Origin of the sequence: Octadecabacter arcticus 238, assembly GCF_000155735.2 — a bacterium.
In the GTDB taxonomy this organism is placed as follows: Bacteria; Pseudomonadota; Alphaproteobacteria; order Rhodobacterales; family Rhodobacteraceae; genus Octadecabacter; species Octadecabacter arcticus.
On sequence record NC_020908.1, the window covers coordinates 4,069,058 to 4,087,318 of the forward strand.

The 18,261-nt window shown below is 57.5% G+C and carries 20 protein-coding genes and 1 pseudogene; 17 read left to right on the plus strand and 4 right to left on the minus strand.

Going from position 1 to position 18,261, the window contains the following annotated elements:
• Positions 1 to 143 precede the first annotated feature (143 nt).
• Positions 144 to 1,052 (minus strand): helix-turn-helix transcriptional regulator, encoded by a 909-nt coding sequence (locus OA238_RS21020; RefSeq protein WP_187293089.1) that lies wholly within the window; start codon positions 1,050 to 1,052, stop codon positions 144 to 146.
• Between the two features lie 321 nt (positions 1,053 to 1,373).
• Between OA238_RS21020 and OA238_RS21025 the strand changes: the two genes are divergently transcribed.
• Positions 1,374 to 1,970: a hypothetical protein gene (locus OA238_RS21025; RefSeq protein ID WP_015496760.1), complete on the plus strand. Its 597-nt coding sequence runs from the start codon at positions 1,374 to 1,376 to the stop codon at positions 1,968 to 1,970.
• Between the two features lie 12 nt (positions 1,971 to 1,982).
• Here the strand turns inward: OA238_RS21025 and OA238_RS21030 are convergent, their stop codons facing one another.
• The gene (locus tag OA238_RS21030; protein ID WP_015496761.1) at positions 1,983 to 3,236 is read right to left on the minus strand and encodes a tyrosine-type recombinase/integrase; all 1,254 of its coding nucleotides are present in this window, start codon (positions 3,234 to 3,236) and stop codon (positions 1,983 to 1,985) included.
• Between the two features lie 600 nt (positions 3,237 to 3,836).
• Between OA238_RS21030 and OA238_RS21035 the strand changes: the two genes are divergently transcribed.
• From OA238_RS21035 to OA238_RS21055, 5 genes are read left to right on the plus strand one after another with little or no spacing between them, the layout of a single operon-like run.
• A complete protein-coding gene (locus OA238_RS21035) occupies positions 3,837 to 4,082 on the plus strand; it encodes a MerR family transcriptional regulator (protein WP_044037297.1) in 246 nt (81 codons plus the stop codon).
• Positions 4,079 to 4,357 (plus strand): hypothetical protein, encoded by a 279-nt coding sequence (locus tag OA238_RS21040; protein WP_015496762.1) that lies wholly within the window; start codon positions 4,079 to 4,081, stop codon positions 4,355 to 4,357. The genes OA238_RS21035 and OA238_RS21040 overlap by 4 nt, the downstream gene beginning before the upstream one ends.
• Positions 4,354 to 4,788 carry a VRR-NUC domain-containing protein gene (locus tag OA238_RS21045; protein ID WP_015496763.1) on the plus strand — a complete coding sequence of 145 codons (435 nt, stop codon included), beginning with the start codon at positions 4,354 to 4,356 and terminating at the stop codon, positions 4,786 to 4,788. The genes OA238_RS21040 and OA238_RS21045 overlap by 4 nt, the downstream gene beginning before the upstream one ends.
• The gene (locus tag OA238_RS21050) at positions 4,785 to 5,840 is read left to right on the plus strand and encodes a helix-turn-helix domain-containing protein (RefSeq protein WP_015496764.1); all 1,056 of its coding nucleotides are present in this window, start codon (positions 4,785 to 4,787) and stop codon (positions 5,838 to 5,840) included. The genes OA238_RS21045 and OA238_RS21050 overlap by 4 nt, the downstream gene beginning before the upstream one ends.
• Entirely contained in the window at positions 5,837 to 6,514 is a 678-nt protein-coding gene (locus tag OA238_RS21055; RefSeq protein ID WP_015496765.1) for a hypothetical protein, read from the plus strand. Before OA238_RS21050 ends, OA238_RS21055 begins: the two co-directional genes overlap by 4 nt.
• 176 nt (positions 6,515 to 6,690) lie before the next feature.
• Here OA238_RS21055 and OA238_RS21060 read toward each other — a convergent pair whose 3' ends face one another.
• Positions 6,691 to 7,998: a DUF7986 domain-containing protein gene (locus tag OA238_RS21060; protein ID WP_245581359.1), complete on the minus strand. Its 1,308-nt coding sequence runs from the start codon at positions 7,996 to 7,998 to the stop codon at positions 6,691 to 6,693.
• Positions 7,999 to 8,378: 380 nt separating this feature from the next.
• Positions 8,379 to 9,251: a LysR family transcriptional regulator gene (locus tag OA238_RS21065; RefSeq protein ID WP_015496767.1), complete on the minus strand. Its 873-nt coding sequence runs from the start codon at positions 9,249 to 9,251 to the stop codon at positions 8,379 to 8,381.
• 218 nt (positions 9,252 to 9,469) lie between these two features.
• Between OA238_RS21065 and OA238_RS21070 the strand changes: the two genes are divergently transcribed.
• From OA238_RS21070 to OA238_RS35220, 11 genes and pseudogenes are all read left to right on the plus strand, one after another.
• On the plus strand, positions 9,470 to 9,853 hold the full coding sequence (locus tag OA238_RS21070; RefSeq protein WP_245581360.1) for a hypothetical protein: 384 nt from the start codon (positions 9,470 to 9,472) through the stop codon (positions 9,851 to 9,853).
• Positions 9,854 to 9,892: 39 nt separating this feature from the next.
• On the plus strand, positions 9,893 to 10,657 hold the full coding sequence (locus OA238_RS21075; protein WP_015496769.1) for a glutathione S-transferase family protein: 765 nt from the start codon (positions 9,893 to 9,895) through the stop codon (positions 10,655 to 10,657).
• Positions 10,658 to 10,666: 9 nt separating this feature from the next.
• Positions 10,667 to 10,918 (plus strand): NAD(P)-binding protein, encoded by a 252-nt coding sequence (locus OA238_RS32030; RefSeq protein ID WP_015496770.1) that lies wholly within the window; start codon positions 10,667 to 10,669, stop codon positions 10,916 to 10,918.
• 176 nt (positions 10,919 to 11,094) lie between these two features.
• On the plus strand, positions 11,095 to 11,910 hold the full coding sequence (locus tag OA238_RS29250) for an NAD(P)-dependent oxidoreductase (protein WP_015496771.1): 816 nt from the start codon (positions 11,095 to 11,097) through the stop codon (positions 11,908 to 11,910).
• Positions 11,911 to 12,075: 165 nt separating this feature from the next.
• Positions 12,076 to 12,609: a peroxiredoxin-like family protein gene (locus OA238_RS21090; protein WP_015496772.1), complete on the plus strand. Its 534-nt coding sequence runs from the start codon at positions 12,076 to 12,078 to the stop codon at positions 12,607 to 12,609.
• A 14-nt stretch (positions 12,610 to 12,623) separates the two neighbouring features.
• A complete protein-coding gene (locus OA238_RS21095) occupies positions 12,624 to 13,193 on the plus strand; it encodes an MAPEG family protein (protein ID WP_015496773.1) in 570 nt (189 codons plus the stop codon).
• Between the two features lie 19 nt (positions 13,194 to 13,212).
• The gene (locus OA238_RS21100; RefSeq protein WP_015496774.1) at positions 13,213 to 14,307 is read left to right on the plus strand and encodes an FAD-dependent monooxygenase; all 1,095 of its coding nucleotides are present in this window, start codon (positions 13,213 to 13,215) and stop codon (positions 14,305 to 14,307) included.
• 368 nt (positions 14,308 to 14,675) lie between these two features.
• Entirely contained in the window at positions 14,676 to 15,110 is a 435-nt protein-coding gene (locus tag OA238_RS21105) for a LexA family protein (protein WP_015496775.1), read from the plus strand.
• A complete protein-coding gene (locus OA238_RS21110; RefSeq protein ID WP_015496776.1) occupies positions 15,107 to 16,375 on the plus strand; it encodes a Y-family DNA polymerase in 1,269 nt (422 codons plus the stop codon). Before OA238_RS21105 ends, OA238_RS21110 begins: the two co-directional genes overlap by 4 nt.
• A 498-nt stretch (positions 16,376 to 16,873) precedes the next feature.
• Positions 16,874 to 18,136, plus strand: a complete 1,263-nt coding sequence (locus tag OA238_RS21115) for a site-specific DNA-methyltransferase (RefSeq protein WP_015496777.1) — start codon at positions 16,874 to 16,876, stop codon at positions 18,134 to 18,136.
• A pseudogene (locus tag OA238_RS35220) lies at positions 18,133 to 18,210 on the plus strand (DUF7220 family protein); the annotation flags it as partial. The gene OA238_RS21115 and the pseudogene OA238_RS35220, both read left to right, overlap by 4 nt.
• Positions 18,211 to 18,261 lie beyond the last annotated feature (51 nt).

The following is an 18,261-nucleotide window of genomic DNA, read 5'->3' on the forward strand; positions in this document are numbered from 1 at the left end:
GAATGCTAAATAGTGAATGGATGTCCGCTTCGGGAGGGCTGCACCGCAGCGTTTCTGCTTCAAACGAAGGTCCGGTTAGGGCCGTTCGTGTCTGACAATAGGCCCTCAAGTTGGATGGCCACACAAGCAACCATGAGCCAGGCTCACGGCAACACGCTGATGCGATTGTTCTGCAAGCCTGCCACCATTTCCCGCAGCGCAGGCGGTTCGATGACCTCGACCGCATCGCCCCACTTATAAAGATGCCAGGCCATTTCAACCAAGCCGCTGGCGTCAAATGAGACGATCAACCTTCCATCCTCCTCGTCGACCATCCTCTGCTTTGGGTGGAATTCGAACTCGCGCGCAGTGACTGCCGCTGCCGGATCGAAACGCCAGATGACACGGCTGAACTCTGCATCCATATGAAACGATCCAAACGCCCGTGCGGCATAAGTTTCAAGGTCGAAGCCCTCGTCCTTGACAAACCACTCAGGAGTGACCTCAGCCCAAAAAATGCGGTCCATCCTAAACTGACGGAACTGGTCATCTTTGTGCGGATCACGTGCCACCAAATAATGCCGGGTGCCAAGCAGCATACCGTAGGGCTCAACAATCCGCTCACGCGGGGCTGGATCATGTTTCCCTTGGTAGCTGATCATAAGCCGGCACGGCCCTTTTAGTGCAGCGGCAATAACACTTGTAACTTTAGGCGACGTTTTCACCTTGGGACCTGGGCGGCACGCGTAGCCTTGCGCCTCAAGAACAGCTTCCGCATCCACCTCAGCACGCCGCGCCGCTGCAGCGGGCAGCGTTGCCACAAAGCGTTCACGCAACCTTTGCAATACCTCGGCCTGCGAGTGCGCATCGTCTAGCACTGCCCGCCGGACGCTCATCTCAAGGGCCACCAGTTCGTCGTCATAAATACCCTGCATGCTGATCAAAGCAATGTCACGTAGCTTCCACCAATACTGACGACCGCCATGCGTGTGTGGTTCAAGGCTTGGGAAGACCTCCTTTAATGCCTGCACCATGCGCTGGGCTGTACGTTGGTTCACCTCAAACTTGGTCACAATATCTTGCAAGCAGACACCCCGATGGCGTGACGCGCACATGCCCGCCAGCCTCAATAGCTCCTGAGCTTTTCGGTATGACATAGCGCCCCCTCTTATCTACGACAGCTTCTGACGTAGCAACTGTCGCAACCTCCCTCTAGAGGGCGACTCGCTCTATGGTTTTTTTGATTGAGGAATAGTGCCATCACCGTTGAGGAGATGTTGCAAAGGCATGCCTTCCCCAACCTACAACCTAGACGGTTTCTCCCTCTCACCAGCGCCTCAGGCGGCGGCACCTTGACCAGGTGGCGTCTGCTTAAAACAGGGAACGGAACCAAAATGGCATTACCACCGAGAGCCTTCTTCACATTGTACGAAACCGCAACACGATGGGGCTGCACCATCGCCGACCTTGCGGGCTGGGCCAGCGAAGGCAAGCTGAATATCGTGACTGGCATTCCACTCGCCATTTGCGGACCCGACAAGGTGTCCGGCAAGATCAGCATATCACCGATGGACATGCTGCCCCTCTTCAGGCGCAGCGGCACCGGGCCAACCACCATCCACCTGATGCGGGTAAAACCTGAATGCGGCAGCGACTGGGCTTACGTCACAGAGCCCGTCGATGGGATCACAGTCTCCATCGCGGATTTGCTCATTAGCGGCCACGATGTCCTTCGATTTGAGGATGAGCATGATTTATTGCGGCGCGTCGGTGGAGGCACAGGCACGCTTTCGCCCTATGACTGGGAAGGCATGTACGTGGCCTTGACCCGGCGCGTTCACGAGCACGGCTTACCCGGGACACAAACAGAGTTGATAGCGGAAATGCAGGACTGGTTTGGCGATGTCGCCGAAAGCGGTGACGTGCCCGACGAAAGCACCATACGGCGCAGGTTGCGGCCGTTTTGGCGCGCGCCGCGCGGTGATAGCTGAAAGTAAAAAATGTCAGCCGCGCTTCACATCTGCATCATGGATAATTTTGGGACGCGGCCGGAACATGCCAGCCACAGCATCGACGCCCGCGCGCAGGGGAGAGTCCATCAGGTGCGCGTAGCGCTGGGTCGTTTGCATTTGCGTATGGCCCAGCAGCCTGCCGATCATCTCAAGTGAGGCGCCACCGCTAACCAGCAAGGAAGCAAACGTGTGGCGCAAATCATGAATGCGGACATCGGGCAGGTTTGCCTCTCGTTGCACATTGATCCAAAACCTGCGGATTTCCTTGACAGGCTGACCTGGAACGTCACCGGGAAACAACCACGGGTTATCTCTGGGCACTGAAACAGAGCGTTGGCGCACGATGGCTGCGACGTCTGCAGAAATCGGGATCCGGTGGATTTTGCGCTGCTTGGTGGTGGCAGCAGGTTTTGACCAGATGCACAGTTCGAGATTGAACTGTTCAAACCGTGCCTGACGTACCTCACCAACACGGCTGCCGGTCAGCATGCAGATCCGGATGATGCCCGCCGCCCGCTGATCCTCGGCTGCGTCCAGCACCGCGGCCAGCCGTCCGATCTCCTCTTGCGATAGGAAGCGCTCGCGCGCCGTCTCGACACGTTTTTTGAACCCCGTTGCCGGATTGTCTGTGCGCCAACCCCAGCTGATGGCCAGCGTGAACATCTTGCGCAACACTTCGCCCACGCGATTGGCTCTGATTGGAGTGGGCTTTGCTCCTTGCAGTTTACGTGCACGGTTGTTTGGTTTTTCTTTTGACGGGCGAGCCCTGCCCTGCGCTATAATGTTCAGCAATGTGGCAACATCATGCGGCGTGATATCCGCAACCAGCTTGTTGGCCCAATGAGGCGCCACAAGCTTGGTCAGCATCGCACGCTGGTCGCCCGCATTCAGCGGTGCCAGATGTGGGACATGCTCGGCAAGATATCGGTCAATCATGTCTTTGAACCTTGGCGCTTCACGCAATTCGCTGCGATCACCTAGCGGATCACGCCCCTCGTCTATTTCCCGACGCAGCTCCCGCGCACGTTCGCGGGCGGCCGTGGCACTCCACTCCGGCCAGCGTCCAATTGCCATCCGGCGCTGGCGTCCTGCAAAGCGGTAATCCAACACGAACGACCGAGACCCCGATCGTAAGGTGCGAATGGAGAGCCCCCGGATCTCGGTGTCAAACACCTGATAATCCCGATCTTCTTCCGGGATCATGTCCCTCACGGTTTTTTCGTTCAAACGCAGTCGTTTAACCATATGTATTTCTCCTTCTGCCACTGACACATGCGTAGATTCGCAGACCTATCAAGCGAAGCATGGGCCTTTGACCGGCGCATAGGCGGTGACCGGCGGTGATGCGTAAAATGCTTGCCGGTCCCTGAAATCATTGGAGAGTTTTGGTTCTCGGAAGTGCCACACCGCTGCGAGGCGCAGTGGAAATCCACGTCGAGAGCAGTCAAGCGACACATGCAGCGGCCAATTTGGCACGGCCCAGTGCGTTTAGTGCCCGCACTTTTGTAAATCTTGTTTAAAATCAATGACCGGCAAGGGTCTGACCCCCTTGCCGGTTGGCTCACTGCCGCCGAACAGTCGCCAAACACCGTGAAACAAGGCCAAAGCTTGTAAATCGGTTGTGAACGCAGCGCGCGATGACATGCGATGCCCCCAGCGCACCCTATTTGCCGCTGCACGACTTCTGCGCCCAAAATGGTGAAACTCCAGAAAACTCCATAATATCAATGACCGGCAAGCATTTGGCGCATCACCGCCGGTCACTGCCTTCCCGCCACCCCTTCGTCTCTGCGTTTCTTGAGGCCTGCAATCCGTCCGGTTCGGGCGACAAACAGGAGACAGAAGATGACACAACAAAGAACGACCCTACGACCCACCAAAACAAAACTCTTAAGCGGTTGGATCAGCCGACTGGACCTTGCGCTTGAACTCGGTGTGACAGTCGAAACCCTGCGTCGCTGGGAGGGGCTGCGATTTGGTCCGCCCTGCGTGCGCGCTGGGCGCAAGGTTTATTACCGGCGCGATGCGGTGCAGGATTGGCTGACGCAGCAGGAGATGCCAAACCCTCAACGCGCAGGGGCACGCCGATGAGCATCCCCTTACCCTTCCGCCAACGGACGCGACGCGCTGAACGCGATGAGGCACGCACGGATTGGATCGACGAGCGGCGGCGTGAGGCACGCATGGTTGTCGCTGACGTGATCCATCATTCCGATCACCTGCTGCGCATCGCCTGCAATGTGCTGGTCCGCCACGGCGAGACGCCCGAGGAACGCGAGGATGCGCGCATCTTGCTGGTGGTGCTGGAGGCCAAGACCCCGGGGCGCGGCCATCATCGCGGCCAGGACCCGGAGGTGGAGCGATGAAGCGGCGTGGGACACCCGAGGCGGATCTGCAGCGCGCCGTTGTGGTCGCCTTGCGCTTTGCCCTGCCCAAGGGGGCCATCGTGCATCACTGCGTCAATGAGGTGACGGAAGCTGGGCCCCGCGGTGCGCGGCGACAGGCGATCCTGGTTGGCATGGGCGTGCATCCCGGCTTTGCCGATCTCATCGTGCTGTGCGATGGGCGCGTGCTGTTTCTGGAGCTGAAGTCTCTGAAGGGACGGCTCAGCCCCGCGCAGGAGGGGTTCCGCGATGCTGTGCTGGCGCTGGGCTTTGGCTGGGCCCTGGTGCGCACTATGGATGACGCGCTGGGCGCATTGGCGGATCACGGGTTGACCACACGTGTTGTGCAGACGGGTGAGCAGAGCACACAACGCGATGTTGCCGATACCTCGACAGGGAGGGCCGCCCCATGAGCCATGCCGCCACCAACTGGGCCATCCAGCGCCGCGGGCTCAAGCCCACCACCAAGATCATGCTCTGGCATCTGTGTGATCGCTTCAATCCCGATTACGGCTGTTTCCCCTCCCAAGCCCGTCTGGCACATGATTGCGAGATCGGGCGCGCCACCCTCAACCGCCATCTCGATGATCTGGAAGCTCGCGGGCTTATCCGCAGAATACGGTCAGTCGATGCCAGGACCAGGCAGCAACGCCCCACCCGCTACCTGCTCGGGTTTGAACCGGGCTTCTCACCGTCCGGGCCCGGAAAGCCGGAGGGCGGGGACAGCGCGCAAGACAACGCAGACGTACTGCAAATCCCGTGTCCCGATATGAGACACGGGGGTAGGTCGGAAAAAGCCATGTCTGACAATGACTTGTCAGCGCCAATCCCGCCAGAGCCGCGTCTTGATTTGGGACACGGGGCCGTGTCTCATTTTTGCGAAAACCCGTGTCTCAAAAACGGCGATTCCCGTGTCTCAAATTGGGACACTAACCTTGTAAGAGAACCTTTAAGGGAATCAGTAAAGGAGGAGGAGGACGCGCCAGCGCGCGAAACCGGCTTTGATGATTTTTTTGGTGACCTGCTGCAAGCGCTGGGCTTGGATGCAGATCAGGCATTGCCCGCCTGGTGGCAGGGTTGGCCAGCACGACAGCACGTGCAGCGATGGATTGATCATCTGGGGATGTCGCAGGATCGGATCCTTGCCGTCGCACGAGAGACTCGAGAAGCCCACCCCGCCCCACCTGATGGACCCAAAGCGCTTGATCGGGCGATGGAGCGCGCGGTACGGCGCGATGCCGATGCGGCAAAACAAGCCACAGCCAGCGGCCGAAACCCCAAGCGACAGCGCAAGCGCGATGCCGGTCCCCGTCCCAGCGATGACCAACTTGCGGCGTTCTACGCCGGGATGGTGAACTCCGACGCCTACCTGCCCGCCAATGCGATCAGCAGCGCCATGTGCGGATTGATGCTGACACGCAAACTGGTCACACCCGACCAGCTGCGACTGCGGGGGGTGCTATGAGCAGGTTCGATCGCAGATTCGCCCGCATGCGGGGCCAGCCCAGCGCAGGCGGCAAGTCCAAACGCGCGCTGGGCGTACAGGCAGGCCTCGAATGGGCCTTCCGGGTCGAGAAAGCCCAGCTGGAGCTGCCGCCACGCCAAGACGCGGATGAGGAAAGTCGTGGCTTTGGGCTGGAATACGTCCTGATGCAGCGCGCCGTCCTAGGCTGTCAGATCGATGGCGGGCAACACAAGATGGGCGGCTATGTCCATGAGGATGCCGAGGTCATCGCGGCCACCGTCGCCGGGCTGCCCGACAGCCTTGGCGGGATCCGCATGGCGCTGCGCGTGGCAGAGCTGGCGCGGGCGGGGATGACACCCGACTGGATGCCCGGCGTTGTCCCACGTTGTGTGCCGCGGGAGACGCGCGAGAACCAGCACGGCGTCCGGGCCGTCACCGAGGTGATTGGGACGGAACGCGTCCTCTCGCGGGGCAAGTGGCGCTGCGTTGATGTGCTGCACTGCCCCGTCATCTGGCGGCCGCATCCCGAACAGATCGCATCCGCACGGCGAGGCTATGACGATTGGTGGGCGGCCTTGGATTGGGTGCGCGATGGGTTGGTAGCTGGCGGAATATTGAGGGAGGTGGAGGTCACGGGAGTAATGCCGAAGGTGAAACCTTGGAAAAACAAGTGATAACGTCGATCTCGGCCCATTGCTGCCATTCACTTGCCGACCAGATGTTGCGATGCGGCATACCAGAACGGCCATTCGAGTTTCGTGCAGTAATTTGGGAAGTTCATCGTCGGGTCGTGAGGCTTTCAAGACGGCACGGAGGGGCCAGAGCTGATCATGCAATAGACGGCATCACCTCATTTCCGATATTCTTGCAGGCCAAGCTTTGCCCACATCCAACCAAAATCGTATTCCGCTAGTACAGCGTTTTGCTGCTTGTCACTGCGGTTCTCGAGAAGTTTCAACCAGTCAACCACCTTCTCACGACCAGCTGCGCTGCGTACAGCTTGGCGCGGCGACTTGCCGTCCAAGGCAGGCAATGGGGCATCCAAGGTTTCGCGGTAATGCTTATCCATATAGTCATGCGTGATCTGTTTCTCGATGTGTGGCGGAATCTCGTCTGCACCTTCCAAAGACGTTTCAGCGCGTTCCTCAGACATCACTTGCTCAACGGTGCGGATTGCGGTCAAAGGCCGCTTCAGACGTTTGCCTGTTGCCTCTATCACCAACGCGGCAATTTTTTCTGCGCGGGCAGCCGAATTCACCTGTACCAGCAGAGATTTCCCTTTGAGCTCGAGGGTTCCCAGCACGGTGCGTCCTGTCATTTCTGTGTCCAACATCATTCCACTCCCCTTCTTGGGCGTGTTGCGCAGGGCAAGCCAGTTCCAGAAACGCGGCCCCTCGGGCACGAAACCTTTGACGTCATCCAAGCAGGCCGCAATTTCTTTTTGTAGCACACCCGGCGCCAAACGAAACCTGAGATCATGAAACATCACGTCGTCGCCATCCGAGTTGCAGAGCTCTGGAATTCCAGAAGACATGGCCTTTGGTAGCGTGGTAAACAACCAAGCGCTGGTAAAGACGGGGGCGCAGTCCATCAACTGGCGCGTCGTTAGCTGTAACGGGGCGTTCCCCTTCAGTTTCATTGCTGCGCGAAGCCCTTCGAACAGAAATTCGACGGCTTCAGCCGAAAAGGCCAACAATGCGCCCGAGATGACGTGCGTGTCGCCCTCGGCAATCACGCGGACGGCAATTCGGTCCCATTGCTTTAGGGAGCGCGTGGCGGACTTTTCAAAAACGGTGACCCGCTCCCTATCACCAACCAAGTCTTTGAGCACCATAGACTCGCCAAGTTTAACGTTACTGACTTCGTAAAGGCTCACTGGCGTATCGCGAAGAGCTGCAAAATATTCTCTATTGGCGGCCGTTTCATTCCAGCCACGACGTTTAAGGTAGAGGTCAACGACACTGCCTTCATCGTCCCGGCGAGAAAGGAAATCCTCGAATCCGCATCCCCACAATACACTAGGCCATGGTTCCCCTAACAGTTCGGGTAGGTCGTCGTAATCCAGATCAAATTCCTCAAGCGCTGGCATGAGGTGTTCGGTTGTCACATCCTGTAGCCGCCCGAACCAGAGATCATCCTGCCTGATAAAATCCAGCAAATTTGAGATGTCATTTCGCATACCAGCCCTCCAGAATTGTGCATCGACAAAGTACACCTATAGAAAACACGCCGTCAGGTTACAAATAGTTCGGAGGCACAACATAGCTTCTGATCACAGCCCACGGCCGCCATTCTGTCGGTGAGCATACCACCCTACTGTCGTGTAGTATGGCAGTCAGCAATTAAAATCCCCATGCTGGCTTTTAAACGTGATCGGCCCAAAGCCGACCTCCAACCATTTTCGGCGATGCTGCGGTGCGGCCCGTCAGACCGGACTTTCGCTGCACGTGCGAAATTCGATGATGGGCGAACTCACAATGTGCGGACATAGTGAGCTTTTGCTGCGGCTGCGCCAATGGCTGCCTTTAAGCTTCGGTTTCAAAGCGATAATCGGTCGTTCTTTACGAATTTCAAAACTGCCTGCACCTTAGTGGAACGGTGCAAATCCGTGTGCGTCACGAGCCACAAAGGAACCGCCCAATCTGGTTGCGGCGCAAGCACCTCGACCAAATCCGTGCGTTTTTGCGCGTATATCTCAGGGTAAAATCCGATCCCCATTCCGGCCAACAGGGCTTGATCGGCAACGCCTTGGTTTGCGCTGATTAAGACTTTGCTTGTCTCGGGCACATTTTTCCGCAGCCATCCCGTGAAGGGAAACGGTGTTTTGTTCTGCTCCCAACAGACAAACCTGTGATTGCAATAGTCGTCTTGCGATTGCGGAATGCCATGGCGCGCGGCGTAGGTCGCTTGGGCGTAGAGACCGAGCTTTAGGTCCAGATAGGGCTGAACGACGTTGTCTGGCTGATCGGGCTTGGGGCCGGACCGGATGGCGACATGGGCCTCGCCATATTCCAGTTTGAGCAGGGCCGGACTGGCGACAAACTGGATCACTGTGCCTTTGTTTTCATCCTGAAACCGCTGCAGCGCGGGCAGCAGAAGGGGGGCGATCCGTTCGTGGGCCGTCACGATGAGATCGCCGGTAATCTGGGCGGACCGGCTGCGCGTTCGTCCGGCCAGTTGCGCGAATTGCTCCTCCGTCGCGTGGGCCACGCGCAAAAGGTCGTCACCTACTTCGGTGGGCGTGTAACCGGTCTTGTTGCGCAAGAAGACGCGCGCGCCCAATTCGGCCTCTAGCGTGTCGATGTGGCGGATTACCGTGGCGCGGTGAACGTTTAGCATGTCAGCGGCGGCGCTAACGGTCCCTAGGCGGGCGACCTGATAGGCGGTTTTAATCTCGGTCCATTTATCCATCGTTTTCCCATCCTTCGGGATGTCACGTATTCGCACATAGGATGCGCAAATCGGTATCTATGTTGTTATTTTGTTGCATGACATAAATGCGCATCATCGAAGAATGTCAACACAGTCGCTGGGGTCCCCGGTGATCGCACTCCTACTTTTTAACCGACATAACACAACAAGAAGGTCGCAAAATGCAATCACCACACCACCGCCGCGCGTTCATCCTGATGACCATAATGATGGTGCTTACTTTCTCTCGCGCCTCTGTTGCCACGTATTTCCCCCATTTGGAGATGTATGGCGGCGTTGATGCAAATGCCTGGTTCGCCCCATGGGTCAGCGATACAATTCTCGGCCTTTTAGTTCCGGTCATGATCTATCTTTTGTGGCGCAAGACCGGTACGAAAGTCTGGGCCGGATTAATCGTCTATAACGCGCTTGGTGCGTTTGATTATTCTCATGGGCTGGCCACACAATGGCATTATCCGCAAATGACCGAAGGCTCGGTGTCCGCTGTCATCTACACAGCCATTGGACTGGGCATGATTTTTAACCTCACAGTCGCGCTAATGATGTTCCGCGGAGACATTATGCGTCATTTTCTCAAATAATCCACGCAAAAATCAAAACTTTGGAACGAAAGATTCACCATGTCTGTATCAACACAAATGCTTCCCGATGGTTCCAACCCAGAAGGCGTCGCCCCGAACCCACCGCTTGGATGGTCGGGCAAGTCCGACCTGAAAGATGTGGTCGTGCATGGACCGGCGTTCTCTCATGCGACGACGAAGTTGCGCACCCATCTTGTGTTCGCGGGCGTGCCCTACACCCATGAGCAGCACCTGAAGGCTAAGCCGCAGGGGATCAAGCCCAATTCGAGCTATCAAAAGGTGCCAGTCATCGACGTCACGGGACGGCAGGTGAACGACAGTTGGATCATTTTGCAGAACCTTCTGCCTGCCATCGGGATTGAGATGGACCCAGCGTTTGAAGAACGACTCGTTTTGGAGCTTGATACGACGTTCAAACTGCACTGCACCTCGACCGATTGGGCCCGTCTGGCGGTCGCGACCGTCGGCGCACCGGCGATGATAAAATGGCTGATCGGCCCGATGCTCAAGCGGATGGAACGCAAACAGGCACGCCACAACATAGCCACCTCTGGTCTTGGCCACCGTGAGGGGGATGAGGTGGCTTTTGCGCGTGACTTCAAGCGCGCCATGCGGGGCAAATTCCACGCAGGCACTGAGCCGGGCCATGCCGATCTGTCGTTCTACGGCTTTCTTGCGGGATATCTTTATGCGGGTTCTCCCATTGCTGCCAACATGGTCATGCAGGCCGGTCTGGATCCTTGGGTCAGTGCAATGAAGAAGATCGTTCCGATGGAAATGCTGTTCCCGAAAACCACCAAATAGGACCGCGCCATGACGGTCCGTCGTGATATCAAGATTGCTGTCGTCGGTGCATCCCTTGGCGGGCTAAGCGCAGCCAATGTGCTCCGACAGCTTGGCTTTGACGTGCAGGTTTATGAACTGGTTGCCAAAGGGTTCGATAAACCGGGACGGCGCGCTGGATCGGCCATTGCCGCCTGTGCTTTGGGCGGCCTTGTAATCGGCGCTGAACGGCGACGGCCCGGTCTCACTGGAAGGGCCGCGCCTCGATCCGACTTGGCTTAAGGATACCCCCCCCGACGCCTACAAATATTCGAGGCCTTCTTGGCCGCGCAAACCGCTTGAATTGGAGAAAACAATGTCTAAGAAAATCGTTCTTATCACTGGCACCTCTCGGGGTATGCGCGGAGGGCGCCTGCGCAACCACCCAAGTTTCATTCTTCATTTAAAGGATATTGCACATGCAAACACTTCAATTACAGCTCGATGAAAGCCAAGCGGCCTTCCGCACGCAAATGCCTGCAACTCCCAAGCTCTACATTGTTTTCGGCGCCACGGGCAATACCGGCAAGAGGGTCGTACCGCTTTTGCTCGCGGCGGGTCACTCGGTACGTGCCTTCGTACGATCACCGGGCAAGTTGCAGATCTCCCACGAAAGGTTGCAGATTGTCCAAGGTGATGTCGGTGACGCCGAAGCAGTGCGCGCTGCGATCAAAGGTGTGCAGGCGGTTATCAGCTTGGTTGGAGGGCCGCTGGGCGACAAGTCTTTCCACGGTGGCGTTCTTCCCCCATTCATCAAAGCAGTTCACGCTGGGATGCGTGAACATGGGGTAAAGAGACTGTTGGTGCAAGCTGGTGCAGCATCCGTTGTGAGAGGGGAGAAATTTAATTTCCTCAAGCATGTATTGGTCAGACAAATCGATGGCAGGACGAGAGGCGACCATGGTTGCCATATCGATAACGATGAAGCCATCAGCTATCTCGAAACTTCAGCCCGTGACATTGAATGGATGGTCACTAGGCCCCCACTCATCGTGGCCAAGCCGTCGGAAGGCAAGAGAGTCGTTGCGTTGGACATCATGCCTTGGCCGCCCGTGGTCACATTCGAAGACATGGCTGCTTACACCGTATCCTTGATCGATGATGACAAGGCGGTGAAGACCTCAAAGTACTGTGGCTATGCATTGACGTCAGCAATTCACCCCCCAAGTTTCGCTGGCTACGTTGCATCAACGGTAGCCATTGGGCTCGCATACTTGATATATCGCCTGATCTGAACTTCGCCTATCGTGTTTGTCTTGTCGCGCTGCGGTGTGGCATCTCGGCATCAACGCGCGACCAGCTGTTGGCTTGCTTAAGCAGAATCTAAACACGCAATAACCAAACACCAAAAACTCGTGCTGACTTAAAGGCCGTTGCGGTGATATAAAAGGAACAAACACATGATTATTCCCCGCCAACAAACCCCCACTCTTTCGCTGCCACTTGTTGGGGGTGATCATTTCGATCTTTCTAAGGAAACCCCCGATTTTGCTACGCTCGTGGTTGCGTACCGTGGGCTACATTGCCCGATTTGCGCCAGCTATTTGGCGGAGCTTGATCGTATGACACCTGACTTCGTGGCCAGTGGGGTAACGACCCTCGCTGTCAGCATGGATGGCCAGGAAAAGGCGCAAGCGATGGCCGACAAGATCGAGGCGCAGCACCTGCGCATCGCCTACGATCTGCCTGTGGAAGCCGCCCGCAATTGGGGTCTCTACATCTCCCTATCAATCCGAGAGGCCGAACCCGCTGTATTTTCAGAACCGGGCATCTTCTTAGTCAAACCCGACCAAACCTTGTTTTATCTATCCGTTCAAACCATGCCTTTCGCCCGCCCACAGCCGAGCGATATTCTAGGCGCGGTCAATTTTGCGATCAAAGCCAACTACCCCGCACGTGGCGATTATGTCGCCGACCTGCAATATGACAACTAGGCCAAGGACCTGACATGAGTAAATTACTCGAAGCAGATGCCTCGACGGATGAGGGCCTTAAAATCATCATGGCCGGCTTCGCCAAAGCGGCGGTCACCGTAGTGGTTCCAGCCATCCTTTTTGTCATTGTGGCGCAGTGGCTGCAGCTTTTCCAAACGGGCTGGGTTCAATCTCGGACTGATAACCTGTTCTATGTCGGTCAAAATCTCGCCTTTGCAGGGTTGGTCCTGACAGGACATATCTTTTGGGTGTCGATCAGCCGCGCCACGCCCAATGCCGAAAAATGGCAGGAAGGCCATCGCCCCAGCATCGGCACGACACTTGATATGGCACAACGCATCGCACTGAACACCTTAGAGCAAACGGTGATCTTCGCGCTGGCGCAGCTGGCATTGGCGTCCGTTCTGCCTCCCGAAAGCATCGACGCAACCCGTGCCTTACTGGTTGTTTGGATCGCAGGGCGACTGATGTATGTGGTCGGCTACCGCAAGCATCCGTTCTACCGCTCTTACGGCTTCAACGCGACGATCCTACCGTCGCTGTTTGCTCTTCTGTATGCGGCGTTCCGCATCGTCTTCGGTTAAGGGTAAAGGGTCGGCAGGTATGCGCATTCCTCCTCTCAAGATTGCTGTGGTCGGCGCATCCCTTGGTGGGCTCAGCGCGGCCAATGTCCTGCGCCAGCTTGGCTTTGACGCGCAGGTTTATGAATTGTTTGCCAAAGGGTTCGATAAACGTGGCGGCGCGCTTGGGTCGGTCGATCTTGGCCTGCTTCGCCGGATCAGGCTAGGCAACCCAGACAGTGCTGACCGCGCCATCAAAGGCCATGGTCATTTTTACGGCGACCTGTGGGATTACCTCTTTCAAGGGTTGCCACCTGAAAGCGTGCATTTTGGTGCCGACGTCCAAACGATTGCCGATGCACGCAGCGATCGGCCCGCGATCGTGATTGATGGTGATGCCACAGCCTTTGACGTGATCATTGGGGCAGATGGTGGAAAATCAACACTCCGACCCTTTGTTACACAGAAGCAACCTGTCTATTCGGGGTATACTGTTTGGCGAGGTCTCGTGCCGATGCAAGGCATCGATGGCCCGCCATCTGGCAGTCGAATTGTGAATGGCATTCGCTATGAAACACTTGGCTTCCCCTGCGTGGGTCCGGACGGCCCGTTGTGGAACTGTGGTGTCTACATGGCGATGCCTCAGACCGAGGTGGCGGAACCGACACGCAACCGACAGGTTGGGTCTGCCATGCGTGATATTCCCCAGTGGTTTGTGCCTTTGACCAAGGCCTTGTTTGGCCAACGAAATGCGCAGTTCTGGGCGGATTGTGTGAAACACGGCAAGGTTACGCCGCATCCGATCTGGGAGTTTGCCGCAGACCCTGTTGTCGCTGGCCGTATCGCCTTGTTGGGCGATGCCGCCCATCTGTCCAGCCCGCGCACGGGCGCAGGTGCGTATACGGCCATGCTTGATGCATGGGCCCTCGGGAGGGCTTTCAACGACGCCAGCTCCGTTCCGGAGGCGCTGGCCCTCGACAACCGCGCCGCGGTTCCACGTGCAAAGACGCTAAACGACCGCAGCCGTAGAGCCGGACGGGCGTTTGCACCAGACCCTCGACATTCCGTGTCTCCGACTGAGGTGCTTGATTATTTAACGCGATCAATTAAAGCGCTCGACTGGGCAGCAGCGCGCTGAACCAAAGCAACTAAGGTCGCGACGTCGTCAGATTCGATACCGCACATTCTGTGCTGGTCGCTACAAACCTGACGTTCGTTGCGTCGCAGCATTCAGTTAAAGAAGGGCTCACTGCCGCCATTACATCGTTTGCAGCATTTGTGGATTTGACCTCTCATTGAACGGCCGCTTTCGCCAGATTGCCCCAGAGCCCGCGCACTTGCAGCGAAGGTCTGCAATCCGCCCTTTCTGTCGATCATTCCCCTTCACAAAACACCCGGCACGCCTGTTTGGCAACTGCCGCCATCAGCCATCCCTTCATTGCTTGACAGCCAGATACCAAATGAACGAAGCATGAGAACATAGCATGAACAAATAGTGAGTCGCCGATGCCCGTCTATCCGATCGAAATTCCCGTCGTTGCAGAGGGTCAGATTGTCCCAATTCTGCTGGCACGTGCCAGCGCCGGCTTTCCATCGCCAGCAGGGGATGACCTTGAGGATGAGATTGACCCGATTGCTTGGGTCGTGCGGCATCCTTCGTCGACGTTCTGGTGGCGGGTTGAGGGTGACTGTCTCTGGGATGTCGGGATTCGCGATGGCGACATCATCGCCGTTGATCGTGCAGGTAAGCGGCGCTTGGGTCGCGCAGTGCTTGCGGTCGTTGAGGGTGCGGTGACAGCGAAGATCCTGCGCAAGCGCAATGGTAATTTCTATCTGGCTCCAGCCAATACCCGCGAGGCCTTTCCTGACATTGAGCTGAACGAGGACAGCGAGATCTGGGGTGTGATCGCCGGGGTGGTGCGGCGGTATGATGTCGCGTGACGCGGCCTATCGCGATCAGCGACAGCGCAAACTTCTATGTCAGCGCAGAGAGGATCTTTGACCCGAGCCTGAAAGACGTGCCAGTGATCGTTCTGTCCAACAACGATGGCTGCGCCGTCGCGCGCAGTGACGAGGCTAAGGCGCTGGGTATCAAGATGGGTGAACCTTTGCACCTTATCCGCGACAAGATCGAAGCGCATGGCGTGCGAGTGTTTTCATCCAACTACACGCTCTATGGGGATATCAGTCGCCGCGTGGTCGAGGTCTATGAAGACTATACGCCGAACGTTGAGATTTACTCGATTGATGAATGCTTTCTGGATTTTAGTGGTTTCAAGGATCGCATCATTCACGCAAGGGCAATGCGGAGCGATGTGCTGCGCCGCGTGGGTGTGCCAGTGCGGGTTGGGATTGCATCGACCAAGACGCTTGCCAAATGCGCCAACGATATAGCTAAGAAGAACCCGATCTTTGCAGGCGTGCTCGATATAATGGATCCGACACTGAGTTCTTGGTTGTTACCACTTGTGCCGGTTGGGGACATCTGGGGGATTGGCCGGAAGACCGCAGCAAAACTAAAAGGGATAGGCGTTGGCACCGCGGCAGAATTGCGTGACATGCCACTGCGCCAGGCACGCGCGCTGGGCACAGTCGTTCTAGAACGCACGGTTCTAGAGCTCCAAGGCGAGTCCTGCATCGCGTTTGATGATGTGGAGCCTCAGCGAAAGGGCATGGCTGTCACACGTTCCTCCGGCGTGCCAATGAAGGACTTCGACACATTGTTCCAAGCGATCACGGCTCATGCGACGCGGGCCGCAGAAAAGCTCCGACAACACGGGTTGGTGGCCGGGACGCTGACTGTGTTCTTTCACACGAACCGACACCGCTCTGATCGGCCGCAATATGCAGGATCGCGCTCAACTCGCCTAACCCCAATGTCCTCTGACACGTTCGAGCTGGTCGGGGCTGCCAAACGGTGTGCCATCGCAGCCTGGCCAAAGGGTAATACCCAGGCATACGGCTTTACCAAGGCAGGAATTATGCTGGATGATCTACTGCCACTTGAAGATCGACCAAGGACTCTCTTCGATGTGCCGAAGGGGTCGCCAGCATTGATGAAGGCGTTTGACGCCGTGAACACTCGGTTCGGCAAGAAGGCCTTGGTTCTTGGGAGTGAGGGCATGACGCGCTCCTGGCAGTTACGTGCAAATTACCGCAGCCCGCGCTACACAACGCGGATCTCCGATCTTCCGGTGGTGAGGTGATGCACGGGCGACAGCCCTCGCCCCCCCACCCATGGTTCCTCCCCGGCCCCATGTGTATACGGGGGGGCTTAGCTCGCCATTTCGCTAGCGCGTGGCTTTTTCACCGGGGAAGCCACTTGGAAGCCACCTTGGTCGGCGGCCAAAATAAAGTGATTCAATTACAATGGGTTGAACGCACAAAACTGGCTCTCAAAGTGGATTCTTGAGTGGTTTAGTCAAGAATCCACCCAAGCCAAAATCGAGCCAGTTTAGCCAGCCAGGAAAGCCACCCTTTTTGCGCCATTTCCCCCGGGCTCGAAACAGCCAAATCAGGGCCGCAAAAATGGTTTGACAAAGCTGCCCCCCTTGACTCATACCTCAATCATCGAAGTTTTGCGCCCGGAGGATATCCCTCGCGGGCGCTTTTGTTTTCCCCACATCGCGGATCCCGATGCAGTCACCGCCTCGCTGGCCGTGGCATTGGCACGTCCGCCCTGCCTCAACTCAGAGAACATGCTCATGGACCTTGTCTTCGCGCCAAGCGAGATCGAGACGTGGCCGATTGACCGGCTGCGCCCTTATGCCCGCAATGCCAAGATCCACGGCACCGATCAGGTGGCCAAGATCGCGGCCAGCATGGCCAAGTTCGGCTGGACCGTGCCCTGCATGGTCGCCGACGATGGCGAGCTGATCGCCGGACATGGCCGGGTGCTGGCAGCGACGATGCTGGGGCTGACTGATGTGCCGGTCATTCGGCTGGGTCACCTCGATGAAGCTGAACGGCGGGCCTACCGGATCGCCGACAACAAGCTGACCGAGCTGGGCGACTGGGACGAAGCCATGCTGCGCGACGAGATCGCGGGGCTGCTGGCTGAAGATTTTGACCTGTCGCTACTGGGTATTACTGACGAAGATCTCGACGCCTTGCTGCAAGACCCCGATGCGCTGGGCGCTGATGGTTCGGTCGAGGGCGAGGATGACGTTCCGGGTGTACCGGAGACGCCTGTCTCGGTTCCAGGTGATCTCTGGCAGCTCGGGTCGCACCGGCTGATCTGTGGTGACAGCACCAGTGCCGATGTGGTCGGGCGGTTGCTTGGCGATGAAAAACCGCTGCTGATGGTCACCGACCCGCCCTACGGTGTGCAATACGATCCTGGCTGGCGCAACAAGGCGGGTGCGGCCAAGACCAAGCGCACCGGCAAGGTGCTGAACGATGACCGCGCGGACTGGCGGGAGGCCTGGGCGCTGTTTCCTGGCGATGTTGCCTATGTCTGGCACGGCGCGCTACATGCGGCGACCGTGGCCGACAGCCTGATCGCCTCGGGCTTCAACATCCGCTCGCAGATTATCTGGGCCAAGGACCGGCTGGTACTGAGCCGCGGTGATTATCACTGGCAGCATGAGCCTTGCTGGTATGCCGTGCGCGCCAAGGGCAAAGGCCACTGGGCGGGTGATCGCAAACAGACCACGTTGTGGCAGATCGCAAACAAGGATCAGGATGCTGACACCGTGCATGGTACGCAAAAGCCTGTGGAATGCATGCGCCGCCCGATCTTGAACAACTCCAGCCCAGGTCAGGCGGTGTTCGAGCCTTTCATGGGATCTGGCACCACGCTCATCGCGGCGGAAACCACAGCGCGTGTCTGTTACGGGATTGAGCTCAACCCGGCCTATGTCGATGTGGTCATCGAGCGATGGCAGGCTTTTACCGGCAAGGACGCCCTTCTTGTGGAAACCGGTGAGAGCTTTGCCACCCTCAAATCAGAGAGGCTGGCGGCATGAGCCAATCCCGACGTCTTTCATTGATTGAGGCTGTCACCAATGTCACCGTGGGATATGGTCTAGCGGTCGCAACTCAGATCGTCATATTTCCCTGGTTCGGGCTGGTAGCCAGCCTTGGCGAGAAC

Coding starts and splice junctions, on each gene's coding strand:
- OA238_RS21050 (WP_015496764.1), top strand. CDS start 4,785: ATGAGCCATGCCGCCACCAACTGGGCCATCCAGCGCCGCGGGCTCAAG.
- OA238_RS21045 (WP_015496763.1), top strand. CDS start 4,354: ATGAAGCGGCGTGGGACACCCGAGGCGGATCTGCAGCGCGCCGTTGTG.
- OA238_RS21100 (WP_015496774.1), top strand. CDS start 13,213: ATGCGCATTCCTCCTCTCAAGATTGCTGTGGTCGGCGCATCCCTTGGT.
- OA238_RS21040 (WP_015496762.1), top strand. CDS start 4,079: ATGAGCATCCCCTTACCCTTCCGCCAACGGACGCGACGCGCTGAACGC.
- OA238_RS29250 (WP_015496771.1), top strand. CDS start 11,095: ATGCAAACACTTCAATTACAGCTCGATGAAAGCCAAGCGGCCTTCCGC.
- OA238_RS21030 (WP_015496761.1), bottom strand. CDS start 3,236: ATGGTTAAACGACTGCGTTTGAACGAAAAAACCGTGAGGGACATGATC.
- OA238_RS21070 (WP_245581360.1), top strand. CDS start 9,470: ATGACCATAATGATGGTGCTTACTTTCTCTCGCGCCTCTGTTGCCACG.
- OA238_RS21090 (WP_015496772.1), top strand. CDS start 12,076: ATGATTATTCCCCGCCAACAAACCCCCACTCTTTCGCTGCCACTTGTT.
- OA238_RS21115 (WP_015496777.1), top strand. CDS start 16,874: ATGGACCTTGTCTTCGCGCCAAGCGAGATCGAGACGTGGCCGATTGAC.
- OA238_RS21025 (WP_015496760.1), top strand. CDS start 1,374: ATGGCATTACCACCGAGAGCCTTCTTCACATTGTACGAAACCGCAACA.
- OA238_RS21095 (WP_015496773.1), top strand. CDS start 12,624: ATGAGTAAATTACTCGAAGCAGATGCCTCGACGGATGAGGGCCTTAAA.
- OA238_RS21105 (WP_015496775.1), top strand. CDS start 14,676: ATGCCCGTCTATCCGATCGAAATTCCCGTCGTTGCAGAGGGTCAGATT.
- OA238_RS32030 (WP_015496770.1), top strand. CDS start 10,667: ATGACGGTCCGTCGTGATATCAAGATTGCTGTCGTCGGTGCATCCCTT.
- OA238_RS21055 (WP_015496765.1), top strand. CDS start 5,837: ATGAGCAGGTTCGATCGCAGATTCGCCCGCATGCGGGGCCAGCCCAGC.
- OA238_RS21035 (WP_044037297.1), top strand. CDS start 3,837: ATGACACAACAAAGAACGACCCTACGACCCACCAAAACAAAACTCTTA.
- OA238_RS21065 (WP_015496767.1), bottom strand. CDS start 9,251: ATGGATAAATGGACCGAGATTAAAACCGCCTATCAGGTCGCCCGCCTA.
- OA238_RS21075 (WP_015496769.1), top strand. CDS start 9,893: ATGTCTGTATCAACACAAATGCTTCCCGATGGTTCCAACCCAGAAGGC.